The organism is Crossiella cryophila (genome assembly GCF_014204915.1).
Taxonomy (GTDB): domain Bacteria; phylum Actinomycetota; class Actinomycetes; order Mycobacteriales; family Pseudonocardiaceae; genus Crossiella; species Crossiella cryophila.
Genome location: NZ_JACHMH010000001.1, coordinates 198,683 through 216,569, shown reverse-complemented (window position 1 = coordinate 216,569; position 17,887 = coordinate 198,683). Strand labels below are relative to the sequence as shown.

Below are 17,887 nucleotides of genomic sequence, written 5' to 3'. Positions count from 1 at the left end.
AATCGTGGATCCCGTGCCCCGAATAAATGCATTGGTCGACACTGTGGTCGATCCGCCGGCGGCCATGACGGCCGCCGCGGAGTCGGCGGGAAATTACCTGGACATCGCATTCTCCAGTGGCCGGGCGGCGCGGGTGGACCTGCGGGACCCCCGGGCGCGCGGCTGGACCGGCGCGATCGGCGAGCTGCGCGCGGCCGGTCTGGACGTCTACGTCGAACTCGATCCGGACACCGGGCTGGTCACCGAGGTGCTGGTGCCGCACCGGGTCGCCGTGATCGCGCTGAACCCCGGCGAGGACCTGGTCGAGGTCGACCTCGAACCCTCGCAGGCCCACCACTACCTGCGCCGGGACAACCCGGACTTCGCCGAACTGCTGGCCCTGCTCGAAGCGGCCATGGCCGGCCAGGACACCGTGCTGGTCACCGAGACCCTCGACAAGCACGCGATCATCGATGTCCGCCCGGCCCCAAAAGAGGCCGCGCCTGAGCAGCTCACCGAGGGCGTTCCGGAAGCACTCGGCACCCCGGTCAGCTACGCCCAGGTCGTGCAGATGTATCGCCTGGTGGCCGGTCAGACCGCCTGCTCGGCCAACCCGACCGCACCCGGCATCCCGTTCACCTACCCCGACGACGGCTGCTGGGGCCGGGCGCACGAGATGGCCCGGCTGATGATCGCCAACGGCATCACCCCGGACAAGGTCTGGATCTACGGCAGCCTGCGGGTCAACAGCGCGAACAAGCCGGACTGCGTGGTCGGCTGGGGCTGGCACGTGGCCCCGACGCTGGTGGCCGACGGGGTCACCTACGTGATCGACCCCGCGCTGTTCGACGGCCCGGTCACCCAGGACACCTGGAAGGGCGTGCAGGGCGATCCCGCCGCCCGGCTGCAGCCCACCGGCTGGGACATCTTCCACAACCACTACGCCCCGCACCGCTACGACCCGGACTACCGCCTCACCAACGAGGTGCTGGCCAAGTACCGCGGTGACCTGCAGCTGCGGTCCAACTCCGCGACCGGCCCGCCGCCGTACGCGAACTGCCAGCCTGCCGCGCCGGGGGTGCAGTTCCGGGCCAGCCTGGCCGGCGGGCAGACCGCGCGCTGGTTCACGCACAGCTGGAACGCCGCCCGGCACGTGCTCTGGACGGTCATGCCCACCTCGATCTGCTCCGGTGGCCCGCAGGTGCGGCACGAGGTCGCGGTGCAGCGCACCGACGGGAACCTGTGCACCTACTGGATCACCGTGCAGAACCTCACCGGGCGAACCGTGCGGTTCGAGGCCCGCTTCGACTACCTCAACTGACCTGGAGCCGTTGATGAGAACCGGAACAGCGTTCACCGTCACCATCGGCGCCGGGGCCACCGTGCGCTACTTCAACCACAGCTGGAACGCCGCCCAGCACGTGGTCTGGTACCTGATGCCGATCACCCCGCAGACCGGCGGACCCGAGCTGGACTGGGACGTCGCGGTCGAGCGGACCAGCGCGGCGCTGTGCACGTACTGGATCACCGTCCGGAACCTGACCGGGATCCCGGTCACCTTCGAGGGCCGCTACGCGGTCCTGAACGCGTGAACGGGGAGAAGAGCATGCGCATCGAGATCGAGCTGGACAGCGCCGAGGTCGCGGCCGGTCTGGTGATCCGGATCGGCCGGGAGCGGACCGGTCAGCAGGCCGCGGCCCAGGTGCTCGTCGAGGACCAGGACGCGGGTGCGGCGCCGGTGAGCCTCGCGGTGGCCGAGGCCGAGGCTGTTGACGCGGGGGCCGCGCCGCGGCAGGACTGACAAAAAGAACCGGGCTGCCCGTCGACTGACTGGCGGCCCGGTTCATCGGCTCGTTCAGGGCAGCGGCGGGACTTCCGGGTCGCCGCCGAAGTCGACCGAGGAGTACTCGCGCAGCTTGGTCAGCCGGTGGTAGCCGTCGATCATCCGCAGCGTGCCGGACTTGGACCGCATCACGATGGACTGGGTGGTGCAGCCGCCGGAGCGGTAGTGCACGCCGCGCAGCAGGTCGCCGTCGGTGATGCCGGTGGCGCAGAAGAACACGTTGTCCCCGCGCACCAGGTCGTCGGTGGTCAGCACCCGGTCCAGGTCGTGCCCGGCGGCCAGCGCGCGCTCGCGCTCCTCGTCGTCCTTCGGCCAGAGCCGGGCCTGGATCGCCCCGCCCATGCACTTGAGCGCGGCCGCGGCGATGATGCCCTCCGGGGTGCCGCCGATGCCCAGCAGCATGTCCACGCCGGTGCTCGGCCGGGCCGCGGAGATCGCGCCCGCCACATCGCCGTCGCTGATGAAGTGGATCCGGGCGCCCGCCTCGCGGACCTCCTTGACCAGCGACTCGTGCCGGGGCCGGTCCAGGATGCACACGGTCACGTCGGCCACGTCGGTCTGCTTGGCCTTGGCCACCCGGCGGATGTTCTCCGCCACCGGCGCGTCCAGGTCCACCACGTCCGCGGCGTCCGGGCCGACCGCGAGCTTCTGCATGTAGAACACCGCGGACGGGTCGTACATCGCGCCCCGCTCGGCCACCGCCAGCACGGCCAGCGCGTTGGGCATGCCCTTGGCCATCAGCGTGGTGCCGTCGATCGGGTCCACCGCGACATCGCAGTCCGGGCCGTCGCCGTTGCCCACCTGCTCGCCGTTGAACAGCATCGGGGCCTCGTCCTTCTCGCCCTCCCCGATGACCACCACGCCACGCATGGAGACGGTGCCGATCAGCTTGCGCATGGCGTCCACCGCCGCGCCGTCGCCGCCGTTCTTGTCACCGCGGCCGACCCAGCGGCCTGCCGCGATCGCGGCGGCTTCGGTGACCCGGACCAGTTCCAGGGCGAGGTTGCGATCGGGTGCCTCACGACGTCGCGGGGCAGTGTTCGCGGCCATGTTCCGCCTCCAGAGGTCTGCGCAGGTCGACGCTGAAACTGCTTACCGATCCTGGCAGACCTTGACGACGGAGCGTGAGCTGAGCAGGGGGGACAGTGACGATTCGCACTCACTGAACCGATTGCTGAACCGAGTCAGGTCAACCGTTCGGCTCAGCGTTGTCCACAGTGGCCAGTGCCTGCTCGACCCGGTCCCGCGCCCCGGCGAGATGCTTCTCGCAGACCTTCGCGAGGGTCTCGCCACGCTCCCAGAGCGCGAGTGAGTCCTCCAGCGAGAGACCGCCGGCCTCCAGCTTGCGGACGACCTCGACCAGCTCGTCGCGCGCCGCCTCGTAGCCGAGCGCGGCGTCGGTGTTGTTCTGTGTCACGCGGTGGGGCTCCCCATCGTGCTCTGCACCCGGACCACGGCGGTGGCCACCGCCTGGTCGTAGCCGATGAAGGCCTCGGCGAACTCGGCGCCGTCGCCCTCCATGGCGGCTTCGTCGATGCGATTCTCCGCCTCGCTCACCCGGCGGCGGTGCGGGGACCCCGTGCTGAACCACCAGTGGCTGCCCACGTAGCCCGAGGTGGCCTCGGAGAGCGCGCGCAACCGGGACGGCAGGGCCCGCCTGCCGGGGGCGTCGCAGCCCGCCAGCAGCGCGGCCCAGCACTCGGCCGCGGCGGAGTTGGCCTCCTCGGCCCTGCGCTGCACCACCCCGGCCGCCATCCGCGCGGGCGGGTCGGCCTGGCTCTGCGCCGCCGTCCTGGCCGCGGCGACGGTCAGCGGGAGAAAGGTCGGCTCATGGGCCAGCGACGCCACCGCTACCTCCGTTCACCGCATCGGTGTCTTCGGGCACGATCGCGTGCACCGCTCCGTCAACGACTCGGACCCGCAGCAGCGTTCCCGGCGGCGCGTCGGCGACCGAGCGGAGCACCCCGTCCGGGGCGCCGTCGGCGACGCGCTGCACGACTGCGTATCCGCGGGCCAGAGTGGCCGCCGGTCCCAGGGTCGTCAAGCGTGCTTTGACACCGTCCAACCGGCTCTGTTCGTGCCCGAGCCGGGAGAGCGTGGCCCGGCGGGCCCGCTCGAGCAACGCGTGCACGTCCTCCATTCGGCGCTGCAAGGGACCGAACGGGTCGGAAAGCACTGGGCGGGAACGCAATTGAGCGAGCAACCGGTGTTCCCGATCCACCCAACCGTGTAGTGCCCGGCGGGCCCGGTCGCGGAGCTGACCGATTCTGGTCGTTTCCTCCGCCACGTCCGGAACCACCCGTTTGCCCGCGTCCGTCGGAGTAGAGCAGCGCAGGTCGGCGACGTGGTCCAGCAGCGGGGTGTCCGGCTCGTGGCCGATCGCGCTGAGCACCGGGGTGCGGCAGGCCGCGACCGCCCGGCAGAGCGCCTCGTCGGAGAAGGGCAGCAGGTCCTCCACGCTGCCGCCGCCGCGGGCGATCACGATCACGTCGACCTCGGGGTCGGACGCCAGCGTGGACAGCGCTTCCAGCACCTGCGGCACGGCCAGATGTCCTTGCACCGCAACGTTGATCACCCGGAAGTGCACCGCGGGCCAACGGTGTTTGGCATTGGTGAGCACGTCCCGCTCGGCCGCGGAGGCCCGGCCGGTGATCAGCCCGACGCACTGCGGCAGGAACGGCGGTTTCCGCTTCCGCCCCGGCTCGAACAGGCCCTCGGCGGCCAGCAGCCGACGCAGGCGTTCGATCCGGGCCAGCAGCTCGCCGATGCCCACCGCGCGGATCTCGTCCACCCGCAGGCTGATCGTGCCGCGGCCCTCGTAGAACACCGGCCGCCCGTGCATGATCACCCGCGCGCCCTCGGTCAGCGGCGTGTCCAGGCTCCGCAGCAGCGCGGTCGCGCAGGTCACCGTCACCGAGAAGTTGGCGGAGGGGTCCCGCAGGGTGATGAACGCGGTCGAGGTGTTCGGCCGGTTGGAGATCTGGGTGACCTCGCCCTCCACCCACACCGAGCCCAGCCGCGCGATCCACTCCGCGATCTTGCGCGCCACCGTGCGGACCGGCCACGGCTGCTCCGCGGTGCTGGGCGCGGTCACGACTCGCGCACGGTGGCGATCCGCCGGGTCAGCATCCGGACGAACTCCTCGCGGCCACGACCGGTCAGCTCGTAGGCGAGCAGCTCCTCGAGCTGGTCGACGGAGAGCCAGCGCAGCCGGGCGCGCACCTGGGCCAGGGAGAGGTCGTCGTAACCGGGCACACCTGCCGGTCCGTCGGCGGGTTCGTCCACATCGGACGGCTCGGCCGCGGAGGTGACCTCGCCGGCCTTCTGCCGGCCGGGCAGCCGCTCGACTCCGCCGGTGACCTCGCCGGCCTTCGGTCGGCCTGGCAGCCGTTCGGCCTCGTCGGTGCCGGTGACCTCGCCCGCCTTGGGGCGGCCGGGCAGGCGCGCGGCGCCGTTGGCGGCAGGCTCGTCCGGACGCTCGACGGTCACCTCACCGGCCTTCTTCCGGCCGGGCAGGCCCTCGGCAACGGCGGGTGGCGCGGGCGCGTCGTCCAGGTCCTCGTCGAAGGTCGCCCATTCGGGGGTTTCCTCGGCTGGGCGCAGCGTGGCCAGGATCTCATCGCCCTTGATGGCGAGTTCGGTCACGTGTTGCTGGGCTCGCATGGACAGTTGCATCGCGGTGCTGGCCACCGTGACGGGCAGTCCGGCGAGTGAACGCGGCAGCTTGCGGGCCTGCTCCACGGCGGCCGCGGCGAGCCCGGCGGCCACGCGGACCGGCAGTGGCAGCGGTTTCATGTGGTACAGCCTGCCGCAGTCCGGCGGATCAGGGAAACTCTTCGCTGGGCCATCCGGGTGACTGGGCGGGGTGCACCCTAATTCTTCTGGTCAACCGATCGAATCGACTTGCCGCCAAAACGCTCCGTACCCTGGAGACCATGACCACTGCCAAGCCCAAGCGCGTGCTGCTGGCCAACCCTCGCGGCTACTGCGCCGGCGTGGACCGGGCCGTGATCACCGTCGAGAAGGCGTTGGAGACCTACGGCGCTCCCATCTACGTCCGCAAGGAAATCGTGCACAACAAGCACGTCGTGGACACGCTGCGCGAGCGCGGCGCGATCTTCGTCGACCAGACCGACGAGGTGCCCGAGGGCGCCATGGTGGTCTTCTCGGCACACGGCGTGTCCCCGATGGTGCACGCGGAGGCGGCAGACCGGAACCTCCGCACCATCGACGCCACCTGCCCTCTGGTCACCAAGGTGCACCAGGAGGCCAAGCGCTTCGCCAAGGAGGATTACGACATCCTCCTGATCGGCCACGAGGGGCACGAGGAGGTCGAGGGCACCGCTGGTGAGGCCCCCGACCACGTGCAGCTCGTGGACACCGCCGAGGACGTGGACAAGGTCACCGTCCGCGACCCCAACAAGGTCATCTGGCTGTCCCAGACCACGCTGTCGGTCGACGAGACCATGGTGCGGGTGAACCAGCTCAAGGGCCGGTTCCCCGAGCTGCAGGCCCCGCCGAGTGACGACATCTGCTACGCCACCTCCAACCGGCAGACCGCGGTCAAGGTGATGGCGCCGCAGTGCGACCTGGTCCTGGTGGTCGGCTCCAAGAACTCCTCCAACTCGCTCCGGCTGGTCGACGTCGCGCTCGACTACGGCGCCAAGGCCTCCTACCTGGTCGACTTCGCGCACGAGGTCGACGACGCCTGGCTGGAGGGCGTCGGCACCATCGGCGTCACCTCGGGCGCCTCGGTGCCGGACGAGCTGGTGATGAAGCTGCTCGTGCACCTGGAAGAGCGTGGCTGGGCCGACGTGGAAACCGTCACCACCGCCAACGAGAAGATCACCTTCTCGCTGCCGCGGGAGCTGCGCAAGGAAATGAAGGAGAAGGCGGCCAAGGAGTCCTGACCGGCCTTCCTGAGGTTTCGCGCCGCCCGGCTGGGGTCTCCCAGCCGGGCGGTTCGCGTTCAGGGGCCGGTCACTTCGCGGCGGTGGCCAGCGGCGGCGTCTCCGCCGCAGCCGCCGCGGCGGCAGCCTCGGCCTCAGCGGCCGCGGCGCGCGCGTTGGCCCGCTCCACCCGGTAACCGGTGATCACGGTGGTGATCAGGGACAGCGAGACCAGCGCCTCGGCCATGAAGAACGAGGCGAAGTCGACCACCGAGCCGATCGGCGGCGACCCCGGCACCGCGTTGCGCAGCGGCACCAGCGCGAACAGCAGCGCGCCCATGAAGCTCATCGACGGCCACAGCAGGCCGCGCCGGTCCCTGATCACGAACCAGGCGGCGATGACCGCGGCCAGGCTCAGGAACCACATGAACGCCATCACGAACAGCGCGAAGGCGAAAGTGCCGGTGGAACGGACGGCCTGGGCGGAGAAGACCAGCCCGCCGCCGAGGTCCTTGACGTCCTTGGGCTTGATCTTGAAGAACGAGTCGGCGTTGACGAAACTCAGGCTGATCGGCACGTTCTTGCCAGCCACCTCGGCGGCGAAGCCGAAGTCGATCTGGTAGCTGTCGAACGGGTAGTCGGTGATCACGCCGTCGTTCAGCGCCACCCGCAGGTCGGCCACGCTCGGGCTGCGGCCCGCCTTGAACGCCAGGGTGTCGCCGCGGACGCCGTTGGTGTGCACGGTGATGTCCTGGCGCGGGAACCCGTCCTCATCGGCCAGCGAGCCGACCGGGTCGATCTCCACCTGCGCGGAGAGTTCCTGCAGCACCGGGTCGGTCTTCTGCACGAAGACGCTGATGTCGATGCGGTCGGCGGAGTTCTGATCGCCCAGGGTGATCTGACTCTGGCCGTCCTGCCGTTCGAGCAGGTAGACCACGATGCTGCCCGCGGTGAGCAGTGCGATGACGATCGCGAACACGATCACTTTGAGCGCCGGATTGCGTACCGGCCGGGAACTCGGACCCATCTGAGGCTTCTTACCCTTCGGGAGCCGTGCCGCGGCTCCGGTGGTAAGCGCATTCCAAGGGGGCCGCGCCACGTGGTGCTGGTTGGCGGACCGGCAGCATAACTGACCGATTTACCGGGATTTCCCCAGTTCAGCGGCCGTGCCTGGCGATCACGTACGGCACCGTCCCGGTCACCAGGAGTGCGTTTAGTAGTCGTCCTCGCGGGGCGGGCGGCGACGGGGTGCGGGCGGCTGCTGCCGCGGCTGACCGCCGCCACGGGGCGCGGGACCACCGCGCTGCGGCGGGGGCGGCTGCTGACGGCCGGGCTGGCCACCGCGCGGCGGCACCGGACGGCCACCGCCCGCGCCACCCGCGGCACCACCTCGGCCAGCGGCACCGCCGCCTGCCGCGCCACCACCGCCTGCCGCACCGCCACGGGGCGCGCCGCCGCCACCACGCGGGGCGGGGCCGCCGTCCCGGGGCGCCGGACGGCCGCCGGACTGCGGACGCGGCGCGGGCGCGCGGCCACCGGCCGGACGGCGCTCCTCGGCCACCGGCCGGGCCGGGCGGCGCACGGGTTCGTCCTCGTCACGGGTGCTGCGCGGCTTGGCACCGCGCGCGGGCTCGGCCGGGGCGGCCGGGCGCTTCTGCAGGAAGATCCGGACCACGCCCAGCAGCACCGTGGCCGCGGTGGTGACCGCCATCGCCGGGAACGAGGTGACCAGCGGCTGGGCCACGGTCAGCAGGCGCGCGGCCATCCCGCCGGTCGGCGAGGCGTTGGCGGTCAGCAGGGCGACCGTCGGCACCACGACCACCGCGACCAGCGGCGGTTGCACCATCGGCCCGAACAGGCTCTTGCGCTGTACCCAGCACACCCCGAGCACGCAACTGAGGAAGTAGCCGCCCTTGAACAGCCAGCCGAGTTCGCCGTTGGGCGCCCGGCTGACGAAGGCGGTCAGGATGGACACCCCGAAGGCGAGCAACGCCGCTGCCCACCAGGGCACGCCCCGGGAGGAGCCGAACAGGGACAGATAGGCCCAGTCGGACTCCGCGCGGTCCTGTTCCACGTCGCCTCGACGGTCGCGGGTGGTGGTCACGCGTGACACGTTAGCCCGTCCGGTAAGGGGTGTGCCCGGACGCGCGCTGGACTGGGTGCGATCGAGTCTGCTGGGTAACCGCCGAGTAGGGCAACCGGCTTCCACCCAACAGGCACGAATCGGACCTCAGTCAGCGAGTCCAGAACGCCCTGACCAGCGTCGATATTCAATTAGAAGATCAACTTTCCAGTCGGTCCACCTCGTCCCCCTCATTGGTGACACCACCCACGGTCAATTCCTCGGCCCGGCGGATCCCCGGAACGGGTGTCGGACTGGCCGCCGCCTCGGTCAGCGGCTGGGCCGCGCTGCGGAAGCTCTCCAGCGCGTCCAGCTCCCGCCGCCGGGCGGAGAGGAACCGCTGCAGGTGCGTGCTGGACAGGTTCACCGCGTCCACCGCGCCGGTGGCCGCCCGGTGCGCCTTGGCCGCCTGCCCGCGCACCGCCTCCACGTCCTCGGCCAGCGTGCGCTCGGTGGCCGCGAACAGCGCGGCCGAGGCCAGCACCGCGAACCCGGTCGGCCCGCACAGGAAGATCCGCCGGTCCAGCAGCCAGGGCAACAGGTTCGGATCGGTGTCCATGGCCGAGACCACGGCCGCGTCCGAGGGCACGAACATGATCGTGCCGTAGATGGCGTCCGCCCAGCGCTGGTAGCCCTTGCCTGCCAGATCCGCCGCCCTGGACCGGATGTTGCGCACGTGCACCCGCAACGCCTCGGCCCGCTCGCCCGCGTCGTCGGTCTCGGCCGCCTCCATCCACACCGCGAGGCTGGCCTTGGCGTCCACCGGCACCTGCCGCCCGCCGCCGACGTTCAGCACCAGGTCGGGTTTTGCCGCGCCACCACCGGCCAGATCCGCCTGCACGGAGAAGTGCAGCCCCTCCCGCAACCCCAGCGCGCGGGCGGTCTCCACCAGCACCTGCTCGCCAAGTTCACCCCTTCCGGTGACCGAGGAGAACGCCACCTCCCACCGGTGCAGGGCTCGCTGGTGCTGCGCGGCCCGCTCCCGCTCACCCTCGACCATGGCCATCGCGGCGTCGGTGCGGCGCACGGAGTCGTTGTACAGCCGCCACAGAAGCACCAGCGCCCCAACGAGAACCAGCGTCAGGACGACCAGCGCGGTGGTGATCACTTCGGTCACCCCACGATGATGGACCCACCCACCGACAGTGTTCGCGGGCGGCCTACCTTGTCTGTCATGCGGCTCCTGCACACCTCGGACTGGCATGTCGGTCGCACCTTCCACGGCCGCGATCTGCTGGCCGAGCAGGAGGCGGTGCTCACCGGGCTGGCCGATGTGGTGGTGGACGAGCGGATCGACGCGGTGCTGATCGCGGGCGATCTCTACGACCGCGCGGTGCCCTCGGCCGAGGCGGTGGAGACCTGCGTGCGGATCCTCACCGCGATCAGGGCCGCTGGCGCGGACATCGTGCTGATCAGCGGCAACCACGATTCGGCGCAGCGGCTGGGCGCGTTCGGCGGCTTCGCCAGCGCGGGCGGCCTGCACCTGTGCACCCGGATCGCCACACTGAGCGCGCCGGTACTGCTGGCCGACGCGCACGGACCGGTCGCCTGCTACGGAATCCCTTACCTGGACCCGGATCCGGCCCTGCACGCACTCGAACTCACCGGCTGCCGCGGGCATGAGGCGGTGCTCGGCGAGGCCATGCGCCGCATCCGCGCCGACCTGGCAGGCCGCGGCGAGGGCGTGCGCTCGGTGGTGCTCTCGCACGCGTTCGTGGTCGGCGGCGAGGTATCGGAGTCCGAGCGGCGGATCACCGTCGGCGGGGTGGAACACGTGCCGGGCGGCACCTTCAGCGGTGTGGACTACGTGGCACTGGGTCACCTGCACGGCCCGCAGGTGCTGGCCGAACACCTGCGCTACTCGGGCAGTCCGCTAGCCTACTCCTTCTCCGAGGCCCGCCACCACAAGGCGGTCTGGCTGGTCGAACTGGACGCCAGCGGTCTGGCCGGGGTGGAGCGCAAGGCGTTGCCGGTACCGAGGAAACTGGCCACCGCGACCGGGCGGATCGACGAGCTGCTCACCGAACCGGACTACGCCGAGCTGGAGGACTGCTACCTCTCGCTCACCCTCACCGACCCGGTCCGCCCGCTGGAAGCCATGCGCCGCCTGCAGCAACGCTTCCCGCACGCGGTGCACCTGGACTTCCGGCCGGACGGCGGCGGCGCGAGCCAGCTGTGTTACCGGGAGGCAGTGCGCGGCCGCACCGACCACCAGATCGCCGAACGCTTCGTCGACGACTGCCGCGGCGCGCCACCCGGCGAACGCGAACTGTCCCTGCTCACCTCGGCCATCGAATCGGTGCGGGGGCGGGAGGCATGAGGCTGCACGTGCTGGAGATCGAGGCGTTCGGCCCCTACCCGCGACGGGAGACCGTCAACTTCGAGGCGCTAGGCATCGACGGGTTGTTCCTGCTGCACGGCGACACCGGCGCGGGCAAGACCACGCTGCTGGACGCGGTCGCCTTCGCCCTCTTCGGCAAGGTCCCCGGCGCGCGCAACGAGGCCAAACGGCTGCGCTGCGACTACGCCGACCCCGGCGATCCCACCGAGGTCGCGCTGGAACTCACCGTGCAGGGCCACCGGCTGCGGCTGGCCCGCTCACCGGAGTACCAGCGGCCCAAGTCCCGCGGCACCGGGGTCACCAAGCAGCAGGCCAAAGCCTCGCTGACCTGGATCGACCAGGTGCCCTCCGGGCAGAGCGCCGAGGGCCTGTCCCGGATCGACGAGATCGCACGCACGGTGGAACGCCTGATCGGCATGACCGCCGAGCAGTTCTTCCAGGTGGTGCTGCTGCCGCAGGGCGAGTTCGCCCGGTTCCTGCGCTCGGACACCGACGAGCGGCAGAAGCTGCTGGAGAAGTTGTTCGGCACCGAACGCTTCGGTGAGATCGAGCAGTGGTTCACCAAGCGACGCAAGGACTCCGCGGACAAGCTGGAGGAGCGGCAGCAGGACACCAGGGCGCTGATCGCCCGGCTCGGTCAGGCTGCTGGCAGTGATCCGGCCGAGGGGCAGAGCGAGCAGGACTGGCTGGGCGCGGTCACCGCCGATGCGGCCGATCGACTCGCGGAGACCGTTGCGGTGGAAGGGAAAGCGCACGCCGAGCGGGAGGCGGCCGAGCAGCTGCTGGCTGAGCGGACCGCACTGGCCGAGCGGGTGCGCCGGGTCCGGCGGGCCGGTGCGGACCTGGCCGAGATCAAGGCCGCCGCGGCGAACCGGGCCAACTGGGCCGCGGAGCTGGCCCAGGCCCGGCGGGCACTGCCGGCGCAGGCAGCGCAGCGGGTGCTGGTCCGGATCGAGCGGGACCTGGGCGCTGCCGACGGCGAGGCGACCAGGGGCAGAGCGGCGGTGGCTCGCTTTGACGAGTCCATTGTGGACAGTGAAGCTGCGGAGCTGCGGGCACTGGCCGCCGGGCATCGGGAGTCGGCCGGTGAGCTGGCCGGGCTGGTGGCCGAGGCGCAGCGGCAGCAGGTCGACCAGCGGCGGCTGATCCAGCTGCGGACCGAGGCCGACCAGGCGCGGGGGCAGGTCAAGCAGGTCGGCGCGGCCCTGGGCACGTTGCCCGAGCGGCTGCGCACGGTCAGGACGGCCCTGGAGGCCGCCCAGGAGGCCACGGCGCGGCTGGACGGGGTGGCGGCCCGGCGAGCCGAATTGGCCGCGTTGCGCGAGGACGCCCGGCGGCTGCCCGCGGCGGCGACCCTGGCCGCCAGGCTGGCCGATGAGCACCGGCACGCGGTGGACGAGCACCAGGCGGCCAGGGACAGGCGGCAGCTGTTGCGGCAGCGGCGGTTGGACGGCATGGCCGCCGAACTCGCCGAAGGGCTGCGGGCGGGGGAGTCCTGCCCGGTGTGCGGTGGCACCGAGCACCCGGCGCCCGCGGGTGCGGTGGCCGACCGGGTGCGCGCGCAGGACGAGCGCACCGCCGAGGTCGCCGAGACCCGCACCGGTGAACGCCGGGACCAGACCGCGCGCGCCGCCCAGCAGGCCGAGCAGGACCTGGCCGCGTTGCGCGAACGCCTGGGGGACAACGAACCCGCCGCACTGGAGACGGACTTCGCCGAGGCCGAGACCGCGCTGCGGCTGGTGACCGCGGCCAAGGCCACCGTGCCGGCCAAGGTCGCCGCGGTGGCCGAGCTGGAGGCCGAGGCGGAGCGACTGCGGGAGCGGCTGGCGGTGGCGGAGAAGGCGGTGGCCACGGCCGAGACCGAGCACGCTTCGCTGACCGAAACCGTTGCGACACGGGCGGATCGGCTGACCGCGGCGCGTGGTGAGCACCCCGATGTGGCGGCCCGGCGGCAGCACCTGCTGGACTTCGCCACCGCCGTCGAGGCCCTCGCCCAGGCTCGCGCCACCCTCGCGGACACCCGGCGGCGGGCCGAGGACCAGCGGCGGGAACTGGCCGAGGCGGTCAGCGCGGCCGGATTCCCCGACCTGCCAACGGCTTTGGCCGCGGTGCGGGCCGAGGCCGAGCTGGCCGAGGTCGAACGGCGGCTGCGCGGGTTCGACGACCGGGAGGCCGCGGCCAGGGCGGTGCTGACCGAACTCGCCGAGGTCAGCCCGGACACCGAGGTCGAACTGGATGCCCCGAGGGAAGCCGCCCGGCTGGCCCGCGAGGCAGCCGAAGCGGCCGTCGCGCTGGCCAGTGCGGCCGCGGATCGGAAACGGCAGGTCGACGAGTTGGCCGCGCGGCTGACCAACGCGCTGGCGGCGCTGGCCCCGGTGCAGGCCGCGCACGCCGAACTGGCCGCGCTCGCCGACGTGGTCAACGGGCGCGGCCAGAACAACCGCAAGATGTCGCTGCATTCCTACGTGCTGGCGGCCCGGCTGGAGGAGGTCGCCGAGGCGGCCACGCACCGACTGCGGCGGATGAGCCAGGGACGGTATTCCTTCAAACACAGCGTTGAGGCCGGTCCGCGCGGCACCCGTGGCGGGCTCGGGCTGGACGTGCTGGACGAGTACTCCGGTAAGGAGCGTCCGGCCAAGACCCTCTCCGGCGGCGAGTCCTTCCTGGCCTCGCTCTCGCTGGCACTGGGCCTGGCCGACGTGGTGGCCGCGGAGACCGGCGGCGCGGTGCTGGACACCCTGTTCGTTGACGAGGGCTTCGGCACCCTGGACGCGGACACCCTGGACCTGGTCATGGACACCCTGGACGAGCTGCGGGCCGGGGGCAGGGTGGTCGGCCTGGTCTCGCACGTGGAGGAGCTGCGCAGCCGGATCCCCACCCGGCTGCGGGTGCGCAAGGCACGCACCGGCTCCACCCTGGAGATCACCGTCTAGGCGGGCTCGGGCAGGAACTCCAGCAGCGCGGCCAGCAGCTCCGGCCCGGCCTCGATGAACACGTTGTGCCCGGCGGCCAGTTCGACCAGCTTCGCGTCCGGGATGCCCTCGGCCAGCGCCCGGGAGAAGTGCGGCTGGGTCAGGCTGTCCTGGCCGGTGGCCAGCACCAGCGTGGGTGCGGTGACCCTGGGCAGCAGCGGCCGGATGTCCACCCTGGACACCAGGTCGAACTGCTCTGGCGCGCCCGGCGCGAGCGAGTTGCCCACGGTGGCGGCCAGTTCGTCCGTGACGCCCTCGGCCAGCGCGTCCGGGCTCGCGGCCATCAGCAGGCTGAAGTGGCCCAGCGGCACCGGATCGCCGTCGAAGAGCACCTGCCAGGTGCGGATCGCCTGGCTCAGCCACGGATCGGCGTGGGTCAACCCGGCGATCAGCGCGAGCCTGCGCACCCGGTCCGGGTGCCGGACCGCCGCGGTGGTGGCCACCGCGGTGCCCAGCGAGTACCCGGCGATGGCGAACTCGTCCAGTCCGGCCGCGACCGCGGTGGCCACCAGGTCGTCGGCGAGCGACTCCAGCTGGAGGGGTTCGGTGGCGCGCGGGCTGTCGCCGGAGCCGGGGTAGTCGGGGGCGACCACGGTGAAGTGCTCGGCCAGGCCGTCCAGGATCGGCGTCCAGTTCGACACCGCGCCGCCGCCCGCGCCGTGGGCGAGCAGCAGGCCGGGGCCGGAACCGCGGATGAGGTAGGGAAGGGGTGCGTCAGTCATGCCGTGAGCCTGAACCTTGACGTTAGTGTCAAGGTCAACTCAGGGTGCCCCGGATCACGCCGAGGGTGGTGTCTGATTCCCGCCAGCGGCTCCGCGTTGGCGCTGGCAGGATCGGTGTCATGCTCCTCGATCCGGAACGCGCCTACCGCTCCGTCGCCGCCCGCGACGCCCGGTTCGACGGCTGCTTCGTGTTCGCGGTGCGCACCACGGGCATCTACTGCCGCCCGTCCTGCCCCGCGGTCACCCCCAAGCGGCGCAACGTCGAATTCCACCTGACCGCGGCCGCCGCGCAGACCGCGGGCTTCCGCGCCTGCCGCCGCTGCCTGCCGGACGCGGTGCCCGGTTCCCCGGAGTGGAACCTGCGCGCCGACCTGGCCGCCCGCGCCATGCGGTTGATCACCGACGGGGTGGTCGAACGCGACGGCGTGCCCGGCCTGGCCACCCGGCTCGGCTACTCCGAACGGCACCTGACCAGGGTGCTGACCACCGAACTCGGCGCCGGTCCGCTCGCGCTGGCCCGCGCGCACCGGGCGCACGCGGCCCGGCTGCTGATCGAGACCACCGAACTGACCTTCGCCGACGTCGCCTTCGCGGCCGGGTTCGCCAGCGTGCGGCAGTTCAACGACACCATCCGCGCGGTGTTCGCGGTCAACCCGACCCAGCTGCGCGCCGAAGCCCAGCGCCGTCGCCGCAAGGAACTGCCCGCCCCGCCCGGCGCGATCAACCTGCGACTGCCGTTCCGGCCGCCCTTCGACGCCGCCGGCCTGCTGGAAACCCTGGCCGCCCAAGCCATCCCGGGCATCGAACACGCCGAACCCGGCCGGTACGGGCGCACCCTGCGGCTGCCGCACGGCCCGGCCACGGTGTGGCTGGAACCCGGTCCGACGCACGTGGCCTGCACGCTCACCCTGACCGACCTGCGTGACCTGGGCAGCGCGGTGTCCCGCGTCCGGCGCCTGCTGGACCTGGACGCCGACCCGTGCGCGGTGGACGAACTGCTCGGCGCCGACCCGCTGCTGGCCCCGCTGGTGACCGCCGCCCCCGGCATCCGGGTGCCCGGCAGCGTCGACGGCGCGGAAACCGTGCTGCGCACCCTGTTGCCGGACCTGCCGCCTGGCGAACAACTGTCCACTTCGGACGGTCAGCTGACCACGTTGTTCCCGACCCCGGCCGCCGTGCTGGCGACCGGGCTGAGCGCGGAGCGACGCGAGGTGGTGGCCGCGCTGGCCGACGGCTCCCTCGATGTGCACTCCGGCCGCGACACCGACGAGCTGATCGCCGAGTTGTCCGGCTACCCCGCGATCACCCCCATGATGGCCGCGGAGATCGTCACCAGGGTGCTGGGCGCGCCGGATGTCTGGCGGGTGTCCGACCCCGCGCTGACCGCCCGCTCCCGGGCCTGGCGGCCCTGGCGCTCCTACGCCACCGCCCACCTGCTGCGCACCCCCGGTGCGGAGAACGTTGACAGGAGAACCGCATGACCACCACCGCGGCTGTGTCCACAGTGGACACCGAGGCCGGTCCGTTCACCACCATCGTCGACACCGACGGCGCGGTGCTGGCCTCGGGCTGGACCGCCGACCCCGGCGCCCTGCACCCGCTCATCCACGCCTCGATCCGCCCGGCCGAGCTGATCACCCGGGCCGACCTGGGTGCGGTCACCAAGGCGGTGATCGCCTACCACGAGGGCGAGCTGGCCGCGGTGGCCCAGACCCCGGTCCGCCAGCGCGGCGGCGAGTTCATGGAGGCCGCCTGGCTGGCCCTGCGCACGGTGCCGGCGGGGTCCCCGGTCAGCTACGCCGAGTACGCCGCACTGGCCGGCCGCCCGGCCGCGGTGCGCGCCGCCGCCACCGCCTGCGCCCGCAACCCCGCGGCCCTGTTCGTGCCCTGCCACCGGGTGCTGCGCACCGGCGGCGGCCTCGGCGGGTTCCGCTGGGGGCCGGAGGTCAAGCGCTGGCTGCTCACCCACGAGGGCAGCTGACTCAGCGGGTGGCGGCGAAGACCTCGCAGTGCCTGGTCCTGCTCAGCTCCGCGCTGGCGAACCGGGCCCGCAACCCCGCGAGCACCCGCTCGGCGGCCGCGGCGGGCAGCAGCATGCCGAGGGTCCGCCGGGTCGGCTCGGTGCCGCCGTGCCAGGCCAGCACCAGCCGCCCACCAGGCCGGACGACCCGGTGCAGCTCGTCCAGCGCCGCGTCCAGGTCGGGCCACATCGGCAGGTTGTTCATCGACACCACCACCTCGAACTCGCCGTCGGCACCCCCGGTCCGCTGCGCGCTGCCCAGCCGCAGCCGGGCGCCGGGGGCGCGGCGGCGGGCCTGCCGCAGCATCACCCCGGACGGATCAACGCCGGTCACCCTGGCGCCCGCGCCGGTCAGCGCCCTGCTGAGCAGCCCGGGACCGAACCCGACCTCCAGCACCGCCCGGCCGCGCACCGGCCCCAGCTCCCCGAGCACCTCGGCCACCTCGGTCCCGTTCGTCCTGGCCATCACCCAGCCCGCGAGCCTGCCGCGCCAGCCACGGGGCAGGGCGAACTGGTTCAGCGGGCGATCCGTCATCCACGACATGCCCCGAGGCTTCCGCTTGAACCCAGGTTCAAGTCAAGATGCCGGGATGGACACCCTGGTCCCGATCGGCGCGGCCGCCGCCAGGCTCGGCCTGGCCACCTCGGCGCTGCGCTACTACGAACGCCGTGGCCTGCTCGAACCCGCCCAGCGCCGGGGCAACGCGCGCTACTACGACGAGGACGGCCTGCGTCGCCTGGCCTTCATCCAGGCCGGCCAGCAACTCGGCCTGAGCCTGGACGACCTGGGCGCGCTGCTGACGGCCGACCGGGCGGAGTGGCAGCGGATCATCGAGGCACACGTGGCCGAACTCCAGGCCAGGATCGCCCGCGCCCAGCGCGCCAGCGACCTGCTCCGGCATCCGCTCAACTGCGTTGCCGAGCACCCGGCCGCCGAGTGCGAGCACCTGCGTGGCCTGCTGGACGAGTGGCTCCGGGCCACCCCTTAGACTGGCTGGT

Annotated in this window: 19 protein-coding genes; 9 read left to right on the top strand and 10 right to left on the bottom strand. The window is 72.3% G+C overall.

Annotated elements, in window-relative coordinates:
- Positions 1-43: 43 nt before the first annotated feature.
- Genes HNR67_RS46075 through HNR67_RS00955 form a run of 3 tightly spaced genes read left to right on the top strand, consistent with a single transcriptional unit; the run spans position 44 to position 1,780 of the window.
- Positions 44-1,300, top strand: coding sequence for a protein-glutamine glutaminase family protein (locus HNR67_RS46075; RefSeq protein ID WP_185000112.1), 1,257 nt, complete (start codon positions 44-46; stop codon positions 1,298-1,300).
- A gap of 13 nt (positions 1,301-1,313) precedes the next feature.
- A complete protein-coding gene (locus HNR67_RS00960; protein WP_185000111.1) occupies positions 1,314-1,571 on the top strand; it encodes a hypothetical protein in 258 nt (85 codons plus the stop codon).
- A 14-nt stretch (positions 1,572-1,585) separates the two neighbouring features.
- Positions 1,586-1,780 carry a hypothetical protein gene (locus HNR67_RS00955; RefSeq protein WP_185000110.1) on the top strand — a complete coding sequence of 65 codons (195 nt, stop codon included), beginning with the start codon at positions 1,586-1,588 and terminating at the stop codon, positions 1,778-1,780.
- A gap of 54 nt (positions 1,781-1,834) precedes the next feature.
- On the opposite strand, the gene glpX is transcribed toward HNR67_RS00955, so the two are convergent.
- From glpX to HNR67_RS00930, 5 genes are all read right to left on the bottom strand, one after another.
- On the bottom strand, positions 1,835-2,872 hold the full coding sequence (gene glpX, locus HNR67_RS00950) for a class II fructose-bisphosphatase (RefSeq protein WP_185000109.1): 1,038 nt from the start codon (positions 2,870-2,872) through the stop codon (positions 1,835-1,837).
- Between the two features lie 139 nt (positions 2,873-3,011).
- On the bottom strand, positions 3,012-3,239 hold the full coding sequence (locus HNR67_RS00945; protein ID WP_185000108.1) for an exodeoxyribonuclease VII small subunit: 228 nt from the start codon (positions 3,237-3,239) through the stop codon (positions 3,012-3,014).
- Entirely contained in the window at positions 3,236-3,670 is a 435-nt protein-coding gene (locus HNR67_RS00940) for a hypothetical protein (RefSeq protein ID WP_185000107.1), read from the bottom strand. Before HNR67_RS00940 ends, HNR67_RS00945 begins: the two co-directional genes overlap by 4 nt.
- A complete protein-coding gene (gene xseA, locus HNR67_RS00935) occupies positions 3,651-4,916 on the bottom strand; it encodes an exodeoxyribonuclease VII large subunit (RefSeq protein WP_185000106.1) in 1,266 nt (421 codons plus the stop codon). Before xseA ends, HNR67_RS00940 begins: the two co-directional genes overlap by 20 nt.
- Entirely contained in the window at positions 4,913-5,617 is a 705-nt protein-coding gene (locus HNR67_RS00930; protein WP_185000105.1) for a lipid droplet-associated protein, read from the bottom strand. Before HNR67_RS00930 ends, xseA begins: the two co-directional genes overlap by 4 nt.
- Before the next feature lie 140 nt (positions 5,618-5,757).
- Here HNR67_RS00930 and HNR67_RS00925 point away from each other — a divergent pair, with 140 nt between their 5' ends.
- Positions 5,758-6,732 (top strand): 4-hydroxy-3-methylbut-2-enyl diphosphate reductase, encoded by a 975-nt coding sequence (locus HNR67_RS00925; RefSeq protein ID WP_185000104.1) that lies wholly within the window; start codon positions 5,758-5,760, stop codon positions 6,730-6,732.
- Positions 6,733-6,802: 70 nt separating this feature from the next.
- Here HNR67_RS00925 and HNR67_RS00920 read toward each other — a convergent pair whose 3' ends face one another.
- The 3 genes from HNR67_RS00920 to HNR67_RS00910 all read right to left on the bottom strand — a co-directional run bounded on the left by HNR67_RS00920 (position 6,803) and on the right by HNR67_RS00910 (position 9,950).
- Positions 6,803-7,738, bottom strand: a complete 936-nt coding sequence (locus tag HNR67_RS00920; RefSeq protein ID WP_185000103.1) for a DUF4436 family protein — start codon at positions 7,736-7,738, stop codon at positions 6,803-6,805.
- A gap of 186 nt (positions 7,739-7,924) precedes the next feature.
- Positions 7,925-8,815: a DUF6542 domain-containing protein gene (locus HNR67_RS00915; RefSeq protein WP_185000102.1), complete on the bottom strand. Its 891-nt coding sequence runs from the start codon at positions 8,813-8,815 to the stop codon at positions 7,925-7,927.
- Between the two features lie 178 nt (positions 8,816-8,993).
- On the bottom strand, positions 8,994-9,950 hold the full coding sequence (locus tag HNR67_RS00910; RefSeq protein WP_312986181.1) for a DNA recombination protein RmuC: 957 nt from the start codon (positions 9,948-9,950) through the stop codon (positions 8,994-8,996).
- 57 nt (positions 9,951-10,007) lie between these two features.
- Here HNR67_RS00910 and HNR67_RS00905 point away from each other — a divergent pair, with 57 nt between their 5' ends.
- A complete protein-coding gene (locus HNR67_RS00905) occupies positions 10,008-11,153 on the top strand; it encodes an exonuclease SbcCD subunit D (RefSeq protein WP_185000100.1) in 1,146 nt (381 codons plus the stop codon).
- Positions 11,150-14,107, top strand: coding sequence for an AAA family ATPase (locus HNR67_RS00900; protein WP_185000099.1), 2,958 nt, complete (start codon positions 11,150-11,152; stop codon positions 14,105-14,107). The genes HNR67_RS00905 and HNR67_RS00900 overlap by 4 nt, the downstream gene beginning before the upstream one ends.
- Here HNR67_RS00900 and HNR67_RS00895 read toward each other — a convergent pair.
- Complete coding sequence (locus HNR67_RS00895) at positions 14,104-14,868, bottom strand: alpha/beta fold hydrolase (RefSeq protein WP_185000098.1); 765 nt, start codon at positions 14,866-14,868, stop codon at positions 14,104-14,106. The genes HNR67_RS00900 and HNR67_RS00895 overlap by 4 nt on opposite strands.
- Positions 14,869-14,987: 119 nt before the next feature.
- Here HNR67_RS00895 and HNR67_RS00890 point away from each other — a divergent pair, with 119 nt between their 5' ends.
- Complete coding sequence (locus HNR67_RS00890) at positions 14,988-16,349, top strand: DNA-3-methyladenine glycosylase 2 family protein (protein ID WP_185000097.1); 1,362 nt, start codon at positions 14,988-14,990, stop codon at positions 16,347-16,349.
- Positions 16,346-16,849 (top strand): methylated-DNA--[protein]-cysteine S-methyltransferase, encoded by a 504-nt coding sequence (locus tag HNR67_RS00885; protein ID WP_185000096.1) that lies wholly within the window; start codon positions 16,346-16,348, stop codon positions 16,847-16,849. Before HNR67_RS00890 ends, HNR67_RS00885 begins: the two co-directional genes overlap by 4 nt.
- A gap of 1 nt (position 16,850) precedes the next feature.
- Here the strand turns inward: HNR67_RS00885 and HNR67_RS00880 are convergent, their stop codons facing one another.
- Complete coding sequence (locus HNR67_RS00880; RefSeq protein ID WP_185000095.1) at positions 16,851-17,432, bottom strand: class I SAM-dependent methyltransferase; 582 nt, start codon at positions 17,430-17,432, stop codon at positions 16,851-16,853.
- A 46-nt stretch (positions 17,433-17,478) separates the two neighbouring features.
- Here HNR67_RS00880 and HNR67_RS00875 point away from each other — a divergent pair, with 46 nt between their 5' ends.
- The gene (locus HNR67_RS00875; RefSeq protein ID WP_185000094.1) at positions 17,479-17,877 is read left to right on the top strand and encodes a MerR family transcriptional regulator; all 399 of its coding nucleotides are present in this window, start codon (positions 17,479-17,481) and stop codon (positions 17,875-17,877) included.
- Positions 17,878-17,887: the final 10 nt, after the last annotated feature.